At 30.1% G+C, this 20596-nt stretch carries 29 protein-coding genes and 2 tRNA genes; 29 read left to right on the top strand and 2 right to left on the bottom strand.

What is annotated here, in order from left to right; genetic code table 4:
* Nucleotides 1-571: 571 nt before the first annotated feature.
* Together ACSH4Z_RS01835 and ACSH4Z_RS01830 are read left to right on the top strand one after the other, a co-directional pair.
* The gene (locus ACSH4Z_RS01835) at nucleotides 572-1660 is read left to right on the top strand and encodes a hypothetical protein (protein ID WP_438340291.1); all 1089 of its coding nucleotides are present in this window, start codon (nucleotides 572-574) and stop codon (nucleotides 1658-1660) included.
* A 315-nt stretch (nucleotides 1661-1975) separates the two neighbouring features.
* Complete coding sequence (locus ACSH4Z_RS01830) at nucleotides 1976-6268, top strand: hypothetical protein (RefSeq protein ID WP_438340908.1); 4293 nt, start codon at nucleotides 1976-1978, stop codon at nucleotides 6266-6268.
* A 152-nt stretch (nucleotides 6269-6420) separates the two neighbouring features.
* Here the strand turns inward: ACSH4Z_RS01830 and ACSH4Z_RS01825 are convergent.
* Nucleotides 6421-6495, bottom strand: a tRNA-Gln gene (locus ACSH4Z_RS01825).
* A 3-nt stretch (nucleotides 6496-6498) separates the two neighbouring features.
* Nucleotides 6499-6582, bottom strand: a tRNA-Tyr gene (locus ACSH4Z_RS01820).
* Nucleotides 6583-6843: 261 nt separating this feature from the next.
* On the opposite strand from ACSH4Z_RS01820, the gene rpsJ reads away from it, so the two are divergent.
* From rpsJ to rpsK, 27 genes are all read left to right on the top strand, one after another.
* The gene (gene rpsJ / locus ACSH4Z_RS01815; protein WP_438340907.1) at nucleotides 6844-7152 is read left to right on the top strand and encodes a 30S ribosomal protein S10; all 309 of its coding nucleotides are present in this window, start codon (nucleotides 6844-6846) and stop codon (nucleotides 7150-7152) included.
* 72 nt (nucleotides 7153-7224) lie between these two features.
* Entirely contained in the window at nucleotides 7225-8013 is a 789-nt protein-coding gene (gene rplC, locus ACSH4Z_RS01810) for a 50S ribosomal protein L3 (RefSeq protein WP_438340906.1), read from the top strand.
* Between the two features lie 2 nt (nucleotides 8014-8015).
* The gene (rplD, locus tag ACSH4Z_RS01805) at nucleotides 8016-8942 is read left to right on the top strand and encodes a 50S ribosomal protein L4 (RefSeq protein WP_438340905.1); all 927 of its coding nucleotides are present in this window, start codon (nucleotides 8016-8018) and stop codon (nucleotides 8940-8942) included.
* Nucleotides 8942-9406 carry a 50S ribosomal protein L23 gene (gene rplW / locus ACSH4Z_RS01800; RefSeq protein ID WP_438340904.1) on the top strand — a complete coding sequence of 155 codons (465 nt, stop codon included), beginning with the start codon at nucleotides 8942-8944 and terminating at the stop codon, nucleotides 9404-9406. The genes rplD and rplW overlap by 1 nt, the downstream gene beginning before the upstream one ends.
* 114 nt (nucleotides 9407-9520) lie before the next feature.
* Nucleotides 9521-10369, top strand: coding sequence for a 50S ribosomal protein L2 (gene rplB / locus ACSH4Z_RS01795; RefSeq protein WP_438340903.1), 849 nt, complete (start codon nucleotides 9521-9523; stop codon nucleotides 10367-10369).
* Nucleotides 10369-10650 (top strand): 30S ribosomal protein S19, encoded by a 282-nt coding sequence (rpsS, locus tag ACSH4Z_RS01790; RefSeq protein ID WP_438340902.1) that lies wholly within the window; start codon nucleotides 10369-10371, stop codon nucleotides 10648-10650. Before rplB ends, rpsS begins: the two co-directional genes overlap by 1 nt.
* A 1-nt stretch (nucleotide 10651) precedes the next feature.
* A complete protein-coding gene (gene rplV / locus ACSH4Z_RS01785; RefSeq protein WP_438340901.1) occupies nucleotides 10652-11020 on the top strand; it encodes a 50S ribosomal protein L22 in 369 nt (122 codons plus the stop codon).
* A gap of 1 nt (nucleotide 11021) precedes the next feature.
* Entirely contained in the window at nucleotides 11022-11765 is a 744-nt protein-coding gene (gene rpsC / locus ACSH4Z_RS01780) for a 30S ribosomal protein S3 (RefSeq protein ID WP_438340900.1), read from the top strand.
* On the top strand, nucleotides 11743-12180 hold the full coding sequence (gene rplP, locus ACSH4Z_RS01775; RefSeq protein ID WP_438340899.1) for a 50S ribosomal protein L16: 438 nt from the start codon (nucleotides 11743-11745) through the stop codon (nucleotides 12178-12180). The genes rpsC and rplP overlap by 23 nt, the downstream gene beginning before the upstream one ends.
* Nucleotides 12181-12182: 2 nt before the next feature.
* Nucleotides 12183-12383, top strand: a complete 201-nt coding sequence (rpmC, locus tag ACSH4Z_RS01770) for a 50S ribosomal protein L29 (protein ID WP_438340898.1) — start codon at nucleotides 12183-12185, stop codon at nucleotides 12381-12383.
* The gene (rpsQ, locus tag ACSH4Z_RS01765; protein WP_438340897.1) at nucleotides 12383-12664 is read left to right on the top strand and encodes a 30S ribosomal protein S17; all 282 of its coding nucleotides are present in this window, start codon (nucleotides 12383-12385) and stop codon (nucleotides 12662-12664) included. The genes rpmC and rpsQ overlap by 1 nt, the downstream gene beginning before the upstream one ends.
* Nucleotides 12657-13025 (top strand): 50S ribosomal protein L14, encoded by a 369-nt coding sequence (gene rplN, locus ACSH4Z_RS01760; RefSeq protein WP_438340896.1) that lies wholly within the window; start codon nucleotides 12657-12659, stop codon nucleotides 13023-13025. Before rpsQ ends, rplN begins: the two co-directional genes overlap by 8 nt.
* Nucleotides 13025-13360: a 50S ribosomal protein L24 gene (gene rplX, locus ACSH4Z_RS01755; RefSeq protein WP_438340895.1), complete on the top strand. Its 336-nt coding sequence runs from the start codon at nucleotides 13025-13027 to the stop codon at nucleotides 13358-13360. Before rplN ends, rplX begins: the two co-directional genes overlap by 1 nt.
* 21 nt (nucleotides 13361-13381) lie before the next feature.
* A complete protein-coding gene (gene rplE, locus ACSH4Z_RS01750; RefSeq protein WP_438340894.1) occupies nucleotides 13382-13936 on the top strand; it encodes a 50S ribosomal protein L5 in 555 nt (184 codons plus the stop codon).
* 11 nt (nucleotides 13937-13947) lie between these two features.
* Complete coding sequence (locus ACSH4Z_RS01745) at nucleotides 13948-14133, top strand: type Z 30S ribosomal protein S14 (RefSeq protein ID WP_004417000.1); 186 nt, start codon at nucleotides 13948-13950, stop codon at nucleotides 14131-14133.
* 2 nt (nucleotides 14134-14135) lie between these two features.
* Entirely contained in the window at nucleotides 14136-14546 is a 411-nt protein-coding gene (gene rpsH / locus ACSH4Z_RS01740) for a 30S ribosomal protein S8 (RefSeq protein WP_438340893.1), read from the top strand.
* Nucleotides 14547-14574: 28 nt separating this feature from the next.
* Nucleotides 14575-15114, top strand: a complete 540-nt coding sequence (gene rplF, locus ACSH4Z_RS01735) for a 50S ribosomal protein L6 (protein ID WP_438340892.1) — start codon at nucleotides 14575-14577, stop codon at nucleotides 15112-15114.
* Nucleotides 15115-15135: 21 nt separating this feature from the next.
* The gene (gene rplR, locus ACSH4Z_RS01730; RefSeq protein ID WP_438340891.1) at nucleotides 15136-15483 is read left to right on the top strand and encodes a 50S ribosomal protein L18; all 348 of its coding nucleotides are present in this window, start codon (nucleotides 15136-15138) and stop codon (nucleotides 15481-15483) included.
* Nucleotides 15483-16118: a 30S ribosomal protein S5 gene (rpsE, locus tag ACSH4Z_RS01725; RefSeq protein ID WP_438340890.1), complete on the top strand. Its 636-nt coding sequence runs from the start codon at nucleotides 15483-15485 to the stop codon at nucleotides 16116-16118. The genes rplR and rpsE overlap by 1 nt, the downstream gene beginning before the upstream one ends.
* A gap of 23 nt (nucleotides 16119-16141) precedes the next feature.
* The gene (gene rplO, locus ACSH4Z_RS01720) at nucleotides 16142-16576 is read left to right on the top strand and encodes a 50S ribosomal protein L15 (protein WP_438340889.1); all 435 of its coding nucleotides are present in this window, start codon (nucleotides 16142-16144) and stop codon (nucleotides 16574-16576) included.
* Complete coding sequence (gene secY / locus ACSH4Z_RS01715) at nucleotides 16576-18048, top strand: preprotein translocase subunit SecY (RefSeq protein WP_438340888.1); 1473 nt, start codon at nucleotides 16576-16578, stop codon at nucleotides 18046-18048. The genes rplO and secY overlap by 1 nt, the downstream gene beginning before the upstream one ends.
* Complete coding sequence (locus tag ACSH4Z_RS01710) at nucleotides 18042-18713, top strand: adenylate kinase (protein ID WP_438340887.1); 672 nt, start codon at nucleotides 18042-18044, stop codon at nucleotides 18711-18713. Before secY ends, ACSH4Z_RS01710 begins: the two co-directional genes overlap by 7 nt.
* Nucleotides 18707-19459: a type I methionyl aminopeptidase gene (map, locus tag ACSH4Z_RS01705; protein ID WP_438340886.1), complete on the top strand. Its 753-nt coding sequence runs from the start codon at nucleotides 18707-18709 to the stop codon at nucleotides 19457-19459. The genes ACSH4Z_RS01710 and map overlap by 7 nt, the downstream gene beginning before the upstream one ends.
* Nucleotides 19459-19695 carry a translation initiation factor IF-1 gene (gene infA, locus ACSH4Z_RS01700; RefSeq protein WP_438340885.1) on the top strand — a complete coding sequence of 79 codons (237 nt, stop codon included), beginning with the start codon at nucleotides 19459-19461 and terminating at the stop codon, nucleotides 19693-19695. The genes map and infA overlap by 1 nt, the downstream gene beginning before the upstream one ends.
* Before the next feature lie 14 nt (nucleotides 19696-19709).
* Nucleotides 19710-19823: a 50S ribosomal protein L36 gene (gene rpmJ / locus ACSH4Z_RS01695; protein ID WP_438340884.1), complete on the top strand. Its 114-nt coding sequence runs from the start codon at nucleotides 19710-19712 to the stop codon at nucleotides 19821-19823.
* Nucleotides 19824-19827: 4 nt separating this feature from the next.
* Complete coding sequence (rpsM, locus tag ACSH4Z_RS01690) at nucleotides 19828-20196, top strand: 30S ribosomal protein S13 (RefSeq protein WP_438340883.1); 369 nt, start codon at nucleotides 19828-19830, stop codon at nucleotides 20194-20196.
* Between the two features lie 2 nt (nucleotides 20197-20198).
* Nucleotides 20199-20576, top strand: a complete 378-nt coding sequence (gene rpsK, locus ACSH4Z_RS01685; protein WP_438340882.1) for a 30S ribosomal protein S11 — start codon at nucleotides 20199-20201, stop codon at nucleotides 20574-20576.
* Nucleotides 20577-20596 lie beyond the last annotated feature (20 nt).

Raw genomic sequence — 20596 nt, 5'->3', positions numbered from 1 at the left:
TTTTTATGAGAAGAACTAAAAAAATAAATTAGGAATATACCTTGCGATTGCATCAGGGCTGGTAGTTACTGCTGGAGCAACATTAACTTATGTTTCACTAGTTAATAAAAATCAAAATTTATTAAATAATAGGATTTCGATCATTAAACAGAAGGAACAAGAGATTGAAGTTGCAAAGAAAATACTAATAAAAGCACAGCATACATTAAATAACACTAAAATTAAACAAAAAGATTTAATTAAAAATCTTGATTTAACTAATCAAGAAATAGGTGAATTATCTAGCAGAGATTTTAGTCTTAATCAAACTATAAAACAATTTAAGAATGAAATTAGTAATTTAGATATAAAACTTGCAAATACCTCACTACAACTTGAAAGATCTAAGAAGTTATTAGACCAAACTACTCAAAATAGATTAAATGTAGCATCTGAATTAGAACAAATAAAGAAAAGAATTAAGCAAAAAGAAAACGATATATTCTTAAAACAGGAAGCCATAACAAAAAATGAACTAGCAAAGCAAGAATCTGATAAACAATTAGTTATAGCTAGCGAAAAATTAAAAAACATGAATGAACAACTTATAAAGGCAGTTAATGAGCACATTGCTGCTAAGGAAACGGCGGCAGAGTTTGGTCGTTATATAAGATTTGTTCTCAGACCTAAACATGAAAAAGTACACGAGCAATTTGCTGAAAAAGAAAAGGAATTGGAAGAAGTTCGAAAAGAATATGAATCATTAATGCAAGATTTAGATCATATAAATGAAAGGAAATCCGAATTAGAGGAACGATTACATTGATATAAAGAGGATACTAACAAACGAAAATCTGAGTATGATAAAATTAATAATCAATTAAACGAAGCGCTAAAAAAAGAGATTAAAAATGTTGAAGCAATAAAGAGTTTAGTTTCTGATGTACAAGATTATTACCATGATTTTATGAGTGAAAAGGAAAATAAGGATAATGTTGAACAGCAATTATCGAATCAAATTCCTGAACAAATTAGTGATTTAAATGAAAAAATTTCTTCTGTAGCTAAAAAATTAGAAGACACTGAAAAGCAAGTTCGTATTGCTTATGAAGCCTTTCGAGCTTCGTTTGATGAATATAATAATAAGATTGGTACTAAAAACATAAATAATAAAAAAAAGGTTGCTGAAACTTATAAGGAGCTAACAAAGGCTAGAGAAAATTACAATTATGCCTTAAATAACTTTCAAGCCGCAAACATTTTAGTAGAGCACAGAACCCAAAAATTTAATCAAGTAAAACAAGAATATATAGACCTATTTAAAGAAAAAGAAACATTAGAATCTAACAAAGCGAAACTTGAAGAAGTTCTAGAAATTGCAAATAAAAAAGAACAAATTATGAACTCAGAAAATCTTAATAAGATTGATAGTGAATATAAAGATTTAAATAAACAAAAAGAAATGTTAATACAAAAATATCAAAATGCTAAAAATGAATTAGCTTCGTTGTTTAAGCAAAAAGAGTCGTTTAAACAGCAAATTATAGATATTCAAGCAAGTGTTGAAAATACGGATAAAGCAATTTCATTTTTGGCGATGGATGTATTATCAAAAGCAAAAATATTAGAGCACAAAATTAAGGAATTAGAACAAATAAAAAATAAGCTATCAGTTATTTAAAAATCTATAATAATTAATGAAGTTTATCAAAATGAAAACAAAAAATGTTTTAACAAAAAATATCTTGTTATATTTCAAGATGTTTTTTTGTTTTCTAAAACATAAAAATTTTATGATAAACATAGGAATAAATCAATAGAATACTTTCAATAAACAACTGCTTTCTTGATAGTAAAATCACTAGAAAAAGCTAAAAAGCGCCCTGTTTTAGACGATATTCGTTCATATATATATATATATAATTTGAGATTATTAGTATGCTAAAAACTAATAAATAGAATCAATTAATAAAAATGTTTAGGGCGGTATTTAATAATGAGAAGAAGTAAGGGTACATTAGCGTTGTGTTTAGGATTGTCAACAGGGCTGGTGGTCGCAGGTATTTCCGCATTTATCTATGCACGTTATAATAAGAATAAATCAATTGCACAAAAAACAGAAGATATATCTAAATATAACATAATTATTTCGCAAAAACAAAAGCAGTTAAAAGAAGCTAAAAAAGCATTGCTATATATCAAAAAAGAACAAAAAAATTCTAAAAATAAGTTTGCAGAGATAATGAAAAATATCGAGAATCTTGAAGCAAAAAATAGTGAGTCTAGGATTAAGTTAGAAGAAATCAAAAATGAACAAATAAAGCTAGAAGCTGAATTTGTGAGTTTAATAAAAGCATATGATGAGGCTAAAAAGGAATTAGAAAAAGCAAAACAAGAACATAAAAAAATTCAATCAAATTTTGATTTTGCAAATAAGATTTTTACTGAAAAATCAGAAAAATTGTTATCAAAAACTAGTGAATTAGAAAAAGCTAAAAAAATATTGGCTGATGCTAAAACAGATATTGAATATGCCAAAAAATCAATTTCAAATATCGAAAGTGATATTAATAAAAAAAGTATGGAATTGAGCAACAAGCAACAAGCTAAAGATAAAATATCGCATGATCTTGAAGTAGCTAAACAAAAAGAAAAACAGGCATCAGAATTACTTAAACAAGCAGAACAAGATTTTGATCTAAAAAATAATGCCTTGCAAACATTAAAGAACGAGTTAGAAGGTTTAAAAAAACAACAAAATTCAGCAGAAGCTAGCTATAGCCAAGCTAAGAAAAAAATGGATTTTTTAAATGCGGAAGTTATAGAAAAAGAAAAACTCTTAGATCAAGCTAAAGAACAATTACAATTAAAAAGTGAAGATGTTAATTTAAAACAACAAGCTCTTGATATTGCAACCAGAGAATTAAATGAGGCAAGTGCCATAAAAGAAGAGGCTTCAAATAAATTAAAAAAGGTACAACAAGCATTACAACAAAGTAGTGATAATTTAGTACAAAAATCTCGCGAGGTAGATCTAGCATTAAGAGCTGTTGAAGAAGCCAAAAAAGAAAAAAATAATGCTCAAACTAAACTAAATAAAACCAAAGAAACACTAAAAGAAAAAGAAAATGATTTAAAAGCTAAAAATGAAGCTAAGCAACAAAAACTTGAAGAAAAACAAGATGCTGAATTACAAAAGAAAAAATTATCTGATGCTTATGATGATTCTGTTTTAAAAGAAGCCGAATTGCAAAGAGAACTAGAATCAAAAAAAGATGAATTGAAATTATTATCAGAACAACATACTGAATTAAGTAACAAAACTAAAGAAGTCGAACAAGAAATTCAAAATATATCAAATGAAATAATATCATTAACACAAAAGCTTAAAGATGCAAAAAAAGTTTTAGAAACAAAGCAACAAAAACTAAAAGAATTAGAAAATGCTTTGCTCAATGCGAATAGGGAATTAGAACAGGCTAGAAATAAAGAAACGGAAGCAATAAAAAACCAAAAAGAAGCTGATCAAAAATTGCAAAATGCGCAAAATGATTTGCAAACAAAGAATAGCGAAAAAGCGGTAGCTGAATCTGAATTACAAAAGGCTAAAGATAAAGAAAAAGAAACAAAAACTGAATTAGATAATAAGAAAAGCGAGTTAGCTTCGAAACAAGAAATTAAAAATAAGGCAAATGTTGAAAAGCAAGAAGCAGAAGGAAAACAATCTCAAATTGAACAGAAAATCTCAAGTCTTGAAGAAGATTTTGCCAAAAAGAGTAAGAAGGAACAAAATGCTGCAAGAGATTATCAGCAAGCCGAGGAAGCATTTCAACAAGCACAAAAAACATTATTAGAGGAACAAAGAAAAAGTGATGAACTTAGAGAAAAAACAGAAAAAGCAACAGAAGAAAAAGATAAAAATAATACTGAATTAAGACAATTAAGAAGTGAAAAAGAGAAAATAGATCAGCAACTTAAAAAAAATCAAGAAAACTTAGAAAGACAAAACCAGAAATTAAACGAAAAAATGGATAAATTGTCTAATTTAGAAGGTGAAGTTTCATCACTTAATAAACAAATAGATGTTACTAAATCGGTTATAGATACAAGTCGAGAAAGTTATCAAGAAATTGAAGCGCATGTAAAATTTATAGAAATAGTTGGCACAAATTTATATGATAGAAAACCTTTTGATCTAGAGGATTATCCTGAATTGAAGGATTTTTTAGAAGGAGGCCTTAGCGATGCAGACTTTGCTAATTGGGTACAACAATTTCATGAATACCATGATTATTTTGCTGATATTCATAACATGCAAGATAAGGTGATTAAAAAACAAAAAGAAATTGAAACAACTAAACAAGAACTTACACAAAATCGACAAGACATTGATAGAATAAACGAAGAAAATAAACAATTAAATCAAAAGCTTGCCAATTCTAAATTGGACGAAAAAATAATTGCCAAACAAAGCGAATTTGATGATGCAAATAAAAAATATGATGAATTTAATAAACAATATGTGGCAACATTTAAAACAATCGATGCAGCTAATAAGAAATTAAAGACTAAGGAAGAAGTTAAGAATAATTTAATGTCGCAAAAAGATCAAGCTAGCTCCGAAAAAGCGATGGCTGAACAAAAACTTGCGGAAGCTAAAAAGCAATTAGAAACTGCCAAGCAAGAAGTTGCAAATAAAGATAAACTATTGCAAAAAGCAAATCAAGATTTTTCACATACTGAAGAAGTAAAAAATAGCGCTGAAATGAAGTATAATCAAGCACAAACGGATTTGTTAAAAAAACAAAAACTCTTAGAAACCAAGGTTAGCGAAGTAGAAACTGCTTCGCAAAATGAAACTAGATTGCAACAAGAAAAAAATAAAGCTGATCAAAAATTAGAACAAGCTCAAAAAGATGTTCAAACCAAGAATACTGAATTGCAAACGAAGCAAGAACAGCTAAAAATAGCGCAACAAGAATTCGAAGCAGCAAAACTCGCAGAGCAAGAAGCACAAAAATCTTTAGATAATGCTAATGAAAAAAAGAACAATAAACTTGCCGAAGAAAAAAAATTGCAATCGCAAACACAAAGTAAATTAAAAGAAAAAACTAATAAAGAAGAAGAAATTAAAAATGCCGAATCTAATCTTAGCCAATTACAAAAACAAAAAGAAATAAATAATAGCAATTTAGAAGCCCAAACACAAAAAATAAATGAGTTAACTAGTGATCTAAATCGCTTAACAAATGAAGTAGAAAAAGTCAAACAAGAACTAGATGAAGCAAAAAATAGCAATGATCAAGCAATGGCTGAATATGAAGAAAAACTTGCAAATGAATCATTAAAAATAGAAGAATTAGACCAAAAGAAAAAGCTAAAACAAGAAGTTGAAAATCAAAATCAAAATGATCTCAGAAATAAAGAAGAAACTCAAAAAATATTAGAAGGCGCTAACAAGGAATTTATATCAAAACAAGAAATTAAGGATCAAAAAACAAAAGATTTAGAAGAGTCTAAAAAAATAGAAAAAAGCGTGCAACAAGCAGAAGCAAAGGCACAACAGGATTTAGATGTTTCATTAGAAAAGCAAGATAAGGCTTATGAATTGTTTGAATATGCTAAGATAGAATTAAATAATAAAAATAAAGAAGTACAATGAAAACAAGAAGCTTATAATAATCAAGAAAAAATATTTATTGATGCTAAAGAAAATAAAAATAATGCTAGCAAAAACTTAAAAAACGCAAAGCAAAAGGTTGCAGAGGATAGTAATAATTTAAACACTAAGGTTGTTGAAATTGAAGAAGTTAAAAAATTACTAAATGAATTAGAAGCAAATAAGAAACAAGTATTACAAAGACTTGAATTAGCAAATAAGAACGTAGTTGAAAAAACAAAATTATTTAGTTCTATTGAAAATGAAAAAAATCTAGTTCTACAACAAAAGCATGCTTCAGAATTTGCTAAATTAGGTCTCGAAAAGCAACTTAATAAATCTGAGAAAAATCTTGAATCTAATAAACAAAGTCTTTCAAATAAAAATGAAGAATTAAAGAAGAATAAGCATAAACTTCAAGAAATAATAAGCCAAGCTAATGATATTAGTGAGGAAATCAGTAATATCAATAATATCATTCAAAAAGAGTTGAAAAATAAAGAAAATGTAGGCCAAATTCTAAGTGCTACAAATAAAGAGTTTGCCAAGAAAAAGAAAGAAATTTCTGATTTAATAGATGAGATAAATAAATTAAAGCAAATATTATCTAATCTTAGTGAATCTAAATAAAAACAAATAATAAGAATTATAATATGTCGTTACAAAAAAAGCTTTTACCCATATAAAGAGGTTTGAGCTTTTTGTTTTGTTTAAACAAAAAAACTCAAGTTAAAATACTCGAGTTTACTAGTCATGTTTGATTAAATAATCAACTAATGATATGGCTGCCCTTGTTAGATTCGAACTAACGGATGGCGGTACCAAAAACCGCTGCCTTTCCACTTGGCTAAAGGGCAAAATGGTGGAGGGGGAGGGATTCGAACCCCCGAACCGTGAGGAAGTGGGTTACAGCCACCCGCGTTTGGCCGCTTCGCTACCCCTCCAATTTACATTAGCAAGTTAAATTATATTATAAAAAAAATTATTTGTTAAAAAATAAAAAATAAATTCATTATCTTGTTGCCCAGTTTCTAGTGTTTTATATGAAAAAAGTTTAAAAAAATTACAAAAAAAATGTTTTTGGTATAATAAATTAGCAGCTATGCAAAGAAGCATAAGGTTACGATATACCGAGCTTAGTTGTTCATCTTGGTTATCGAGAACTTATGCGGAGTGCTTCATATAATGAAGAAGGAGAACAAACAATGGCAAAATTAGAAATTAAAATCAAAGCCTTTGAAGCTAGTTTAGTAGATGATGCTGCTAAAAAGGTTATACTTCTAGCGAAAGCTGAGAAGGCTATGGTAAGTGGTCCAATTCCTCTACCTACAAGAAAAGAAATTGTTACCATTTTAAGATCTGTTCATGTTAACAAAAAATCTCGTGAACAATTCGAAAGCAGAACTCATAAACGTCTAATTGTTTTGTCAAATGTTAGCGAAACACTAATTGATAAAGCAAAAAGACTTGAATTGCCTGCTGGTGTTCAAATTAGCGTTAAATCTGTAGCATAATACAGATATTATTTTTTTTAAAATATATACGTATATGTGGCACCGATTTTTTAAAAAAATGAAAGGATAAAAATGAAAGGAATCTTAGGAAGAAAAGTTGGAATGACTCAACTATTCACTAGCGAAGGTAAGTTAATACCTGTAACTATTGTTGAAGTTAAACCAAATGTTGTTACCAAAATTTTAACCGAAGAAAAAAACGGTTATATTGCAACACAACTTAGTTTAGAAGATAAGAAAAAATCTCAAATTAAGAAACCTGAAGTAAATTATTTCAAGCAAGCAAATACAACACCTAAGCGATTCGTAAAAGAAATCCGTAATATGGCCGGATTTAACTTAGGTGAAACATTAGATGCCTCAATTTTTGAAGGCGGAGATGTGGTTGATGTTACGGCTATTTCAAAAGGAAAAGGTTTTGCCGGAACCATTAAGAGATGAAACCAACATATTGGTCCTAAATCACATGGTGGTGGTGGTGGTTCGCAACCTATAAGACAAACCGGTTCTATTGGTGATATATCTGGTAATAGAGTTTGAAAAGGTATGACAATGCCTGGTCACCTTGGAGCTGAACAAGTTACAATTCAAAATTTAGAAATTGTAAAAATTGAAGCAGAAAATAACTTATTAATTATTAAAGGCAGTGTTCCTGGAGCAAAAGGCGCTTTGTTGGTTATTAAAAATGCTAAGAAATCAGTTCAAAAGAAAGCTGAAATTAAATTAGTTAATTTAAAAGAAACATTAGCAAAGAATGAAATTTTTGAACAAGCTAAGAAATATAATCTTGAATTAAATATGGATATGTCATTAAACGAAATGAAGAAAGCTCTTGAAGAAGCTACAGAAGGGGATAAATAATTATGTCTACAATTGTTGATAAATACTATATCTCAGAAAAGTTTGATAAAGACCGAAACATATCATTTAATTTCAAAAAAGCAAAAGAAAAAGTTTCAGGAAATTTTGCTGAATTTATTGATGCCGTTAATGAATTCATTAATGTTAGCGAAAAATCTAAGAATAGTACTAGAGTATGATTTCACCGTAATGGAGCATATAGTGGTAGTGTTGATGTAGAAAAGGCTAGAATTATTGCTAACAGAGTTATTGAAGCTAAAGTTGAAAGCAAGGATGCTATCGAGTTTATTGAAAAAGAAAATTTAGTTGATAAACCAGCATCACCAGCTAAAAAAATGGAAGAAAGTGATTTTGAATTGCCAAAGAGTGTGTTTGGATTAGAAAAGATACATACTCAATCAGTTTTTGACGCTATTTTGGTAGAAAGAGGCTCAAAACGTCTGGCTACTCATAAGGTTAAATCACGTGGTGAAGTTAGTGGAACAGGCAAAAAACCATGACCACAAAAACATACAGGTAATGCTCGTGCTGGGTCATTAAGAAGTCCGATCTTTGTTGGTGGCGGTAGAGCATTTGGACCAACAACCGAAAGAAATTACAATCTTAAAATTAATAAAAAAGCTAGAAAAAATGCTTTATTCTCAGCATTAACAATGCTAGCAAATGCAAATTCTGTTTTAGTTAGAGAATACGAACTAGAAAGTATTTCAACTAGAGCCTTATTAGTTGAATTAAATAAGGATAATCTAATTGGATTAAACAATATTCTAATAGTTTCTTCAAATGAAACCATTTATAAGTCGGCTAAAAATTTACCAAATGTTAATGTAAACAAGGTTACATCATTGTCAATCGAATCATTAGTAGCTGCTGATGTTTTAGTGATTAGCAAGGAAGATGTTAAGTTCTTAGAAGGGATGGCAAAATAATGAATATTAATCATGTTATTAAATATCCAGTTTTAACTGAAAAATCAGAAATTGCTAGATCTAATCAAAATGTCTATACATTTGTGGTTGACAGAAGAACAAACAAAATTGAAGTTAAAAAAGCTGTTGAATTTATCTTTGATGTTAAAGTTGAAAAAGTTAATATCATTAATTATGATAAAAAACCAGCTAAATTAGGTAGATTTGCAGGGTTTAAAAATGCCGTTAAGAAGGCTGTTGTGTTTTTAGACAAAGATTCAAAGATTGTTTTATTTGCTGAAGAAGCTAAAGAAGCAAAGAAGGCAAAAGAAACTGAAATGAAGTCTGAAAATGTCGAAACAGTTAAACAAATATCAGAAGCCGAACTAAAAGCAGCAGAAAAAATTAAAAGAGCTGCAGAAGCAAAAACGCAAAAGTCTGAAGAAAAAGCAGAAGAAATTAAGCAAGAAACAGAATCAAAATAATTAATCTCGATAAAACAAAAACTATAAGATTAATTTTTAAAAATAATAATTTAGATTCTTAAAAGATAAATATTATACAAACAAATATTTTTAAGAAATGGAGAAAAGAAGACAATGGCTATTAAAAAATTTAAAGCTTATACAAATGGTCGTCGTAATATGTCTTCTCTTGACTATCAAGCAAATTTAACTGGACATAAACCAGAAAAATCATTGCTTGTGGCACTTCCAACACATTCCGGAAGAAATAATCAAGGTAAAATTACAACTCGTCACCACGGTGGCAGATTAAAAAGATTTTATCGTATTATTGACTTCAAAAGATATAACAAGGATGGAATTGAGGCTATTGTTAAAACAATCGAATATGATCCAAACAGATCAGCCAATATTTCTTTAATTGTTTATCGTGATGGAGAAAAGAGATATATTATCAGTCCAAAAAATATTAAGGTTGGACAAAAAGTTATTTCAGGAGAACATGTAGATATACAAATAGGAAATAACTTACCACTTGGAAATATTCCAGAAGGTACATTTGTTCACAATATCGAATTACAACCTAAACAAGGTGGAATTATTGCTCGTTCTGCTGGAAGTTCAGCGCAAATTTTAGGTAAGGATGAATCAGGAAAATACGTTATCTTAAGACTAAAATCTGGCGAAGTGAGAAAAGTTCTAGGTGTATGCCGCGCTACAATCGGTGAAGTTGGAAATGAAGAACACTCATTAGTTAATATCGGTAAAGCTGGTAGAAATAGATTGAGAGGAATTAGACCTACAGTTAGAGGTTCAGCCATGAACCCTAATGATCACCCACATGGTGGTGGTGAAGGTAAACAACCTATTGGTAGAAAATCACCAATGACTCCATGAGGTAAAAAAGCTCTGGGTGTTAAAACTAGAGCAACTAAAAAATCATCTAACCAATTTATTATTAGAAGAAGAAAGGAAAGTAAATAATGTCTCGTTCATTAAAGAAAGCGCCCTTTGTTGATGATCACTTAATGAAAAAAGTGGTTGCTATTATTGAAAATAAAGCACCAAAGCGTCCAATCAAAACCTGATCAAGACGTTCAACAATTTATCCTGAATTTATTGGTTTAACATTTCAAGTTCACAATGGTCATGCATTTCTTGATGTCTTTGTAACAAATGATATGGTCGGCCACAAATTAGGTGAATTCGCACCAACAAGAACATTTAATGGTCACGGTGCTGATAAGGCTAAAGGAAAGAAATAATATGGCACAAATAGTTAAGGCATCAGTTAAAATGCAAAGAATTAGTGCGAGAAAAGCTAGATTAGTAGCAGATTTAATTCGCTATAAATCAGCTACACAAGCATTAATCATTTTGCAAACAACATACAAAAAGGCTTCAGAAATTATTCTTAAACTTTTAAATTCAGCGATTGCTAATGCAACAAATAATTTTGGTTTAGATGCTACTAAATTAGTAGTTTCAAAAATTTTAGTAAATGAAGGTCCTACATTAAAAAGATTTCAACCTCACTCACGTGGCAGAGCATACCCAATTTTAAAAAGAACTAGTCACTTTTATGTTGAATTAATGGAATTAAATACAGACGAACTAAATAAGGAGGCAAAATAATATGGGTCAAAAAGTTAATCCAAATGGTTTTCGTTTTGGTATAACAAAACCGCATAATACTGTTTGATATTCAGACAAGCAAGATTTTGCTAAGTTCTTATTAGAAGATCAAAAAATTTATGATTTCTTTGATAAAAAGGTTCGTGAATATTTAATTGGCAATGTTCAAATTAAGAGAAACCAAAACAGTAATATTATTGTTTATGTATATACAGCTAAACCAGCTGCCTTATTAGGAACAAATGGTGATAATATTAAAGCTATAACATTAGCTCTTAAAAAAGAACTAAGAAATAAAAAAATTAATATTACTATTGATGTAATAGAACTAAAAAATCCCGACTTAAATGCAAGACTATTAGCAGAAGGCATTGCTGTTAAATTAGAAAATCGGGGAAGCTTCAGATTAGCACAAAAATTTGCTATCAAAAGTGCTATGAAAGCAGGAGCTAAGGGTATTAAAACCTCTGTATCTGGCCGTTTAAATGGTGTTGATATGGCTAGAACGGAAGGATATACCGAAGGTGAAATGAAATTGCATACTTTAAGACAAGATGTAGATTATGCTGTTGCTAAGGCTAAAACAACATATGGTATCTTGGGTATTAAGGTTTGAGTTTCATTAGGTGAAATTTTAGAAAACGGAAAAGCACAAGTTAGTGCTTTGGAATCAAATAAAACTGAAAGAAGACCGAGAGTTATTAGAAAGGGCGGTGAAAAACATGCTTCAACCAAAGAGAACTAAACATAGAAAAATGTTTCGTATCCGCCATGATAAAACTAAAGCACATCGTAATAACACAGTTTCATTTGGTGAGTTTGGTTTAAAATCAACCTCATCAGCATGAATCAGTGCAAGACAAATTGAAGCAGCTCGTATCGCTATTACTCGTCGTATGGGTCGTGAAGGTAAGGTTATTATCAAGATATTTCCACATATGTCAAAAACATCTAAACCTATTGGTGTTCGTATGGGATCTGGTAAAGGTAGTCCTGATCAATGATTTGCAGTTGTTAAAGAAGGAACAGTGATGTTTGAAGTTATGGGAAACCAAACTGATACTATGAAAGACGCTTTAAGATTAGGTGGTCACAAGTTGCCTGTTACCTGAAAAATTGTTTCTAGAGATGCTACATATCAATCGGAAGGAGAAAAATAATTATGTCATATACTGAATTAAAGAAAAAAACAGTTGAAGAACTAAAAACTTTATTAGCAGAATTAAGAGCAGAATTATTTTCTCTACACTTCAAAAATGCGACTCGTCAATTAGACCAAACCCACAAAATTAATTTAGTTAAAAAAGATATTGCTAGAACCTTGACTGCTATAAATGCCAAAAAGGAAGAAGGAGATAAATAATGGAACAAGTTAGAGAAAATCATCGTAAGAAGCTTGTTGGAACTGTAATTAGTACTAAGAATGAAAAAACTATTACTGTTATGGTTGAAACATATGCAAAACACCCATTATACTCAAAGCGTTTCAAAGTATCTAAGAAATTTGCTGTTCATGATGAAAAAAATGAAGCAAAAATTGGTGATGTTGTTGAAATACAAGAAACAAGACCACTTTCAAAAACTAAACACTTTAGATTAGTTGAGATTAAATCACACGCTATCGGAGGAAACGAAAATGCTTAGTGAATTTTCGAGATGTAATGTAGCTGATAATTCTGGTGCCAAAGAAGTAATGATTATTAAGAACCTTGGTGGTTCGGTTGTAAGAAGCACAAATATTGGTGACATTGTTGTTGTTACTGTTAAAAAGGCAATCCCTAATGGTGTGGTTAAAGAAGGTCAAGTTTTAAAAGCAGTTATTGTTAGAACAAAAAGAGGCATTGCAAGAGAAAATGGTTCATACATTAGATTTGATGATAATGCTGTGGTTTTAATTAAAGAAGATGGTACTATGAGAGGTACTCGGGTATTTGGTCCTGTAGCGAGAGAACTTCGTGAAAAAGGATATTTAAAAATAATTTCATTAGCTCCGGAGGTTTTATAATGTCTCAAGCTAAAATTAGAAAAAATGATATTGTTTTAGTTATTTCAGGAAAAGAAAAAGGTAGATTTGCATCAGTTTTATCAACAAATGCCAAGAAACAAACCGTTGTTCTAAAAGAAATTAACATGAAAACCAAACACCATAAACCTTCACAAGAAAATACTGAAGGAAAAATTGAAAAGAGAGAATTTCCTATTCATATTTCCAATGTAGCATACCTAGCAAAAAAAGGTGCGCAAGGCCAAAAGTCAATTGGAACAAAAATAGGATTTAAAGTTGATGCTAAGACCGGTAAAAAACAAAGAGTTATGAAAAAAGTTAATAAGGTTATATAAGTAAATAAGGAGAAATAGAAAATGGCTAAATTAGAATTAGAAAAAAAATATTTAGAGCAAGTTCGCCCTGAATTAGTTAAAGAATTTGGTTACTCATCAATTATGCAAGCTCCGCGTTTACAAAAAATTGTTATTAATATGACAGCCGGAAATGAAGTATCAAACTCAAAAGCTATTGAAGAGGTTATGGTGGAATTAAGCCAAATAACTGGACAAAAACCATATCAAACAGTGGCAAAAAAATCATTGGCATCTTGAAAATTGCGTGAAGGTATGCCAATGGGTGGAAAAGTAACATTAAGACGTGAAAGAATGTGATCATTTTTAACTAAATTAATTAATATTGCTTTACCTCGTGTACGTGACTTTAATGGTACAAGCTTAAAAAGTTTTGATGGTCGTGGTAACTACGCGATTGGTATTAAAGAAGAAATTATTTTCCCAGAAATTTCATTTGATAAAATTCGTAAGTTAAAAGGTATGGATATTATTCTTGTAACCAGTGCAAATTCAGATAAAGAAGCATTTGCATTATTAAAGAAACTTGGAATTCCATTTGCAAAAGGTACTAATTAAGGAGAATTTGTATGGCAAGAAAAGCGTTAATGATTAAAGCTGAACGTGAACCAAAATTTTCAGTTAGAAAATACACACGTTGTCAAATTTGTGGTCGTGTTCATGCAGTGTTACGTAAATATAAAATTTGTAGAATTTGTTTTAGAGAATTAGCACACGAAGGAAAGATTCCTGGCGTAAAGAAAGCGAGTTGATAATTATGGCTATTATTACAGACCCAATAGCAGATATGTTTGTTAGAATTAAAAATTCTATTTCAAGAAAGTATCATGAAGTTCTAGTTCCTCACTCAACTAAAAAAGAAAAAATCTTAGAAATTTTTACAAGAGAAGGTTATATTACTTCATATGAAATCATTACCTCACCAAAAGGTTTTAAAGAAATTAAAATTACTTTAAAATACAAAGGAATGAATCAAAATCTATCTGCAATTACAGATATTAAAAGAGTTTCTAAACCAGGTTTAAAAGTATATTCATCAGCTGACAAATTACCTCGTGTTTTAAGTGGATATGGTACAGCAATTATCTCAACATCAAAAGGTCTATTAACTGATAAAGAAGCAAGAAAAGCTAACTTAGGTGGCGAAGTTATTGCCTTTATTTGATAGAACTTACTTAGATTTAAGGATTTAAACTATGTCAAGAATTGGAAAAAGAGTTTTATCTATTCCTCAAGGTGTTGAAATAAATTTATCAAAAAACCATATTGTTATTAAAGGTAATTTAGGCCAATTAGAATATACATTTTCACCATTAATTTCTGTTATTATTGAAAATAATGAAATTAAAACTTTAAGAGCTAATGAAGAAAAAACTACAAAGCAATTGCATGGTACAACAAACGCTATTATTAGTAATATGTTAATCGGAGTTTCAAAAGGTTATAAAAAAGAAATCGAAATTAAGGGTGTTGGTTACAAAGCAACACTTAAGGGAAATGAAATCGAAATAATTGCCGGATATTCGCACAGTGTAGTTAAGGCAATTCCATCAAATCTAAAAATTGAGGTACCAAAACCAACTAATATTATAATTTCTGGTATTGATAAACAAGCTGTTGGAGAATTTGCTGCAAATATAAGAGATATTAGACGTCCAAGCCCATATTCAGGTAAGGGAATTATGTACAAAGATGAAGTTATTAGACGTAAGGAAGGAAAAACTGCTGCTAAGTAGTTAAAAAATAGGTAAAAAATTATGTTATCAAGAAATGAAAGACGTAAAGTTAAACATTTAAAAATTACTAATAAATTAGCAAAAGGTACTTCACAAAGACCACGTGTTGTTGTATTTAAATCATTACATAACTTTTATGCACAAGCAGTTAATGATGAAACACATACAACATTAGCTTCATTTTCAACTAGACAATTATCTGAAAAAGGGAATAATATTGAGGCAGTAAAAATGGTAGCAAAGCAATTTGCTCTAAAACTAAAAGAAGTAAATGTTTCTGAAATCGTTTTTGACCGTTCAGGCTATATTTATCATGGTAAATTAGCAGCATTTGCAGACACATTAAGAGAAGAAGGGATTAAGTTCTAATGGCTGAAGAATTAAAGAAAGAAAATACTGAAGTAGCTAAGGAAACTAAGGTAGTTTCACCTATTAAAAAATCAGAAATAAAAGAAAATAATAAAGCAACTACTGAACGAAAAGCTTTTGCTCCCAAGAAACAATTTAGTGCAACTCCTGCAGCTAAGATTTTTGAAGAAAAAGTTATTGATATTGCCAGAGTTACAACCGTTGTTAAGGGTGGAAGAAGATTTTCATTTTCAGCATATGTTGTTGTCGGCGATAAAAAAGGTAAAGTTGGATTTGGACACGGAAAAGCAAATGAAGTTCAAGATGCTATTAAAAAAGCAGTTAAAGATGCACAAAAAAATGTATTCAACGTTCCTATAGTTAACGGAACCATTCCACACGAAATAAAAGAAAAATTCCTAGCTTCAAAAGTACAACTACGTCCTGCTCCTAAAGGTGCTGGTATTATTGCTTCTAATACAGTGCGTGCTGTTGTAGAATTAGCTGGTTATACCGATATTTCTACAAAAACATATGGTTCAAGAACAAAACACAATATTGTTCATGCCACAGTTAATGCACTTAAGAAGATTAAAACAGTTGAAGAAATTGCTAAACTACGTGACATTGATGTAAAGCATTTATTAGCTAAATAATATAATATTAAGGAGTGTTATTTATGAAATTACATACATTAAAAGCAACACCTGGCGCTCGTAAAGAAAAACATCGTGTCGGACGTGGTCATGCTGCCGGTAAAGGGAAACAAGCTGGTAGAGGACAAAGTGGACAAACAAAAAGAAGTACAGTTAGACTAGGTTTTGAAGGTGGACAATTACCACTATTCAGAAGAATTCCTAAACGTGGTTTTAATAATGTAAATCACGTTGAATTCCAAATTGTTAATATTTCTTCACTAGAAGAAAAATATGCAAATAATGAAGTTGTTTCTTATGAAACATTGATAGCAAAAAACCTTATCAAGGGAGTATTGCCGGTTAAAATTTTAGGAAGAGGAACACTAACTAAAAAGTTGACTGTTTCAATTCCGTCTCTTTCACAATCAGCTAAAGAAGCTATTGAAAAAGCTGGAGGAAAAATCGAGGTTCAATAATGGCTAAAAGATCTAAAGTAGAAAAGGAAATATATAACAAAAGACTCGAGCGCAAATTAGCGATTGATAAATTTTTTGCTAAAAAAAGAAACTCGTGATCAGAATGATGAAAAAATCATGGTCTTTTTAAGAAGATCTTATTTACTCTTTTTGTTATTTCACTTTTCTTAATAGCTGGTACTATTACTTTACCAGGTGTTGAATTAGCACATCAAGACAGATTGAATCAAGGTGATTTCTTTGGTATCTTAAACTTGGTAGGTGGCGGTGGATTACGTAGATTCTCCATAGTCGCCTTGGGGATTGGACCTTTTATTTCTTCATCGCTAGTAATGATGATTTTGCAAACAAAAGCATTCCCGGCGGTTCATCGTTTAAGTCAATCAGGTCCATTGGGTAGAATAAAAATTAATTTTATAACTTATACTGTTACATTGTTCTTTGCAATATTTCAAGCAATATTGATTACAAGAGCATTAGTAAATCCACAGACTGATAATTTTGGTATAAGATTTTCTGATAGTTTAGTTAAGTCTCTTGGCGAAAAAGGAACCTTTGCTTATCAATGAGTGATTCTTCCTTTATTGTTAGTAGCCGGATCATTCTTTTCTTTATTTTTATCAGAACAAATAACAAATAAAGGTGTTGGGAATGGAACGAGCTTAATTATCTTTGTCGGAATTGCTAGCTCACTAGTTCCAACCTTCAGACATGCTTTTGAATACTATATGCCATCAGTAAAAAATAATAATTCGGTTGTTTTAAAGGAAACACTAAACTTTATTGTTTATTTACTGGCGTATTTATTAGTAATTTTTGTTGTAATATTATTTACTCTTGCTGAAAGAAAAATTCCAATTCAACAAGTTGGGGCAGGATTATCTAAAACGGAAAAAGAATTAAGTTATCTACCTATCAAAGCAAACCCAGCAGGAATTATGTCAGTAATTTTTTCAATGATGGTTCTTTCTGTTCCTACATTGATTGCAGGGTTATTTGATCCTAATACAAGTAGATATTATCAATGAGTTTATTCAAATCTTCAACTAACACAACCATTAGGATTCTTCTTATTTGTTATCATAACATTTGGATTAACTATTTTAATGGGAATACAACAATCTAAAATTGATAAGATTAGTGAGGATTTTGCAAAAAGCAGTACGTTTATTCCTGGAATTAGACCGGGTGAACAAACTGAAAATTATTTATTAAATACTGTGTTAAGATTATCATTCTTTTCTGCTGGGTATTTAATAATATTGGGGGCATTGCAATTTATTCAACAAATGTTTGGAATGCCTGCACCAATAGCGTTTGGTGGAACATCAATAATGATTCTAGTTTCAACAGCAACAGAAACCGTTCAACAAATTCAAGCAAGATATAAATCACAGGAACTTGCGCGAAGAAGACGAATGATTAAAGAATTAAAAGAAGTATATGGAGAAGACGAAGATTTAATATGATAGAAAGATGTCAAATTAAGAAGCCTAATTTGATTTTTATAGGTGCACCAGGTGCTGGCAAGGGTTCTCTTTCTAAGCTATTAGTTGAAAATTTTGGGTATTTTCAACTTTCAACTGGTGATATGTTTCGTCAAGAAATTAAAAATAAAACAGAATTAGGGCTAAAAATTAAAAACATATTAGAATCAGGAAAATATGTTGATGATAATATAACTAATCAGCTAGTTGAAAATAAACTAACTAGCTTAGTTAATGAGAAAATACCTTTTATTCTTGATGGTTTTCCAAGAACGATTGATCAAGCTGAGTTTTTAGATACACTTGAAAAAAAAGGGATTTATATTGACCAAGTTATTTTATTAAATATTACCGATGAACAAATTATTGAACGTTTATCGAAGCGTAGAATTTGTCCTTCATGTAAAACAATTTATCACCTAGAATCATTCCCACCAGCTAATGACAAATTCTGTAAACATTGTAAAACAGAAGTTGTCAAAAGAGCTGATGATGAAGAAGAAGTAGTATTAAAACGTCTTGCGATATATAACGATCAAACAAAATGTTTAATAGATTTTTATAAAAAAAAGAATATAGTTTCAGAAGTAAATAGCTATCAATCATTAAAAAAAGTGTTTGATGACGTTAAAGAGGCCTTGAAATGATAAAAATTAAGAATCAAATCGAAATTCAAAAAATTAAAAAGGCCTGCGCAATCTTGGCAGAAGTCAAAAAAATTCTTTGAGACTTTATAAGACCAGGCGTTTCTTTAAAAGAAATTGATAGCGTCGCTTTTAAAGAAATTAAGAAAAGAGGAGGAAAACCAGCTTTTTTAGATATGTATGGTTTTCCTGCAACTTGTTGTATTTCAGTTAATGAAGAATTAATTCATGGTATCCCTTCTGATTATGTTGTTAAGGATGGGGATATTGTAAAAATTGATACCGGGGTAGTATGGGAAGGATATTATTCTGATTCTGCCTTTACAAAAGGTGTTGGCAATATTACACAAAAAGATAAGGAATTAATTCAAGTTGCAAAAGACGCTTTTTATGCAGGATTTAATGCAATTAAAGTAGGTAAACGCTTTGGTGATATATCTGCTGCAATCGGAAATTATATTCGTCAAAAAGGCTATTATACACCTGATGAATTTTGCGGCCATGGTATAGGCAAAAGTTTGCATGAAGATCCGCTTATAAATAATGACGGTATTCCAAATACAGGTGATTTTATTAAAAACGGTATGGTTATCTGTATTGAACCAATGATTTTACAAAAGTCAAAAAAAACATTAATTAAAGAAGATAATTGAACTGTTATTGATCCATTAGGTTTTAATACTTCGCACTACGAGCAAACAGTATTAATTGATAATGGTGAAGCATATATATTATCAGGAGACAACATTTAATGGGAAAAAACAAGAAAGATAAAAAAGAAGAAGTTATTAAAATGACTGGTAAAGTTACCAAGATGCATTCAACAAAAAATTATGATGTTTTGTTAGAAAATAATCTTGAAATTAAGGCTTATATTTCAGGAAAAATGTCTCTACATAACATTAAACTTATTCCCGGTGATATGGTTGATGTTGAAATCAGTCCTTTTGATTGAACGTTAGGCAGAATAGTTTTTCGCCATAAATAAAACTAAGGAGAATTATGAAAGTTAGAGCATCGATTAAAAGCATTTGCAAAGACTGTAAAATAATTAAAAGACACGGCGTTAATAGAGTAATTTGCATTAACCCAAAACACAAACAAAGACAAGGATAAAAAAATGGCTAGAGTTTTAAATATAGAAATTCCAAATAATAAAAAAGTTCGTATTTCTCTAACATATATTTTTGGTATAGGTCCAACAATTGCTAAGCAAATCTTAGCTGCCGCAAATGTTGATGGAGAAAAAAGAGTTAAAGAATTAAGTGAAGAAGAATTAACACGCATTAGAGATGAAGCTAAACAATATACTACTGAAGGTGATTTAAAGAGAGAAATTAATCTAAATATTAAAAGATTAATGGAAATTAAATCATATCGTGGTATTAGACATAGAAAAGGATTGCCAGTAAGAGGCCAATCAACTAAGAAAAATGCAAGAACAAGAAAAGGCCCAAGAAAAACGATTGCTGGAAAGAAAGGTAAATAATAATGGCTAAGAAAAACAAAAAAGTTGTTACGCAAGGTATTGCGCATATTCACTCAACATACCAAAATACAATTGTTTCTTTTTCAGATTTAAAGGGAAATGTTTTTGCATGATCTTCTTCGGGGGCAATTGGATATAAAGGTACGAAGAAGAAAACTCCATATGCTGCTGGCCTAGCCGCAGCTGCTGCTGTTGAAAAAGCCAAAGAATTTGGTTTAAAGGAAGTGTCGATTATGGTTAAGGGTGTTGGTCCTGGAAAATCAACAGCTCGCAAGCAAATTGAAACAAGTGGTTTTACAATTAAGGATGTTAAGGATGTTACTCCTACTCCTCACAATGGTACTCGTCCTCCAAAGAAAATTCTTAAAAGAGAAAAATAATTTAGATTTACAAGGATAAC

The organism is Mycoplasma sp. 125 (assembly GCF_051549845.1).
Taxonomy (GTDB): Bacteria; Bacillota_I; Bacilli_A; order Mycoplasmatales; family Metamycoplasmataceae; genus Metamycoplasma.
Note: the sequence above shows the minus strand (reverse complement) of the source record. Positions and strands in the feature narration are given on the sequence as shown.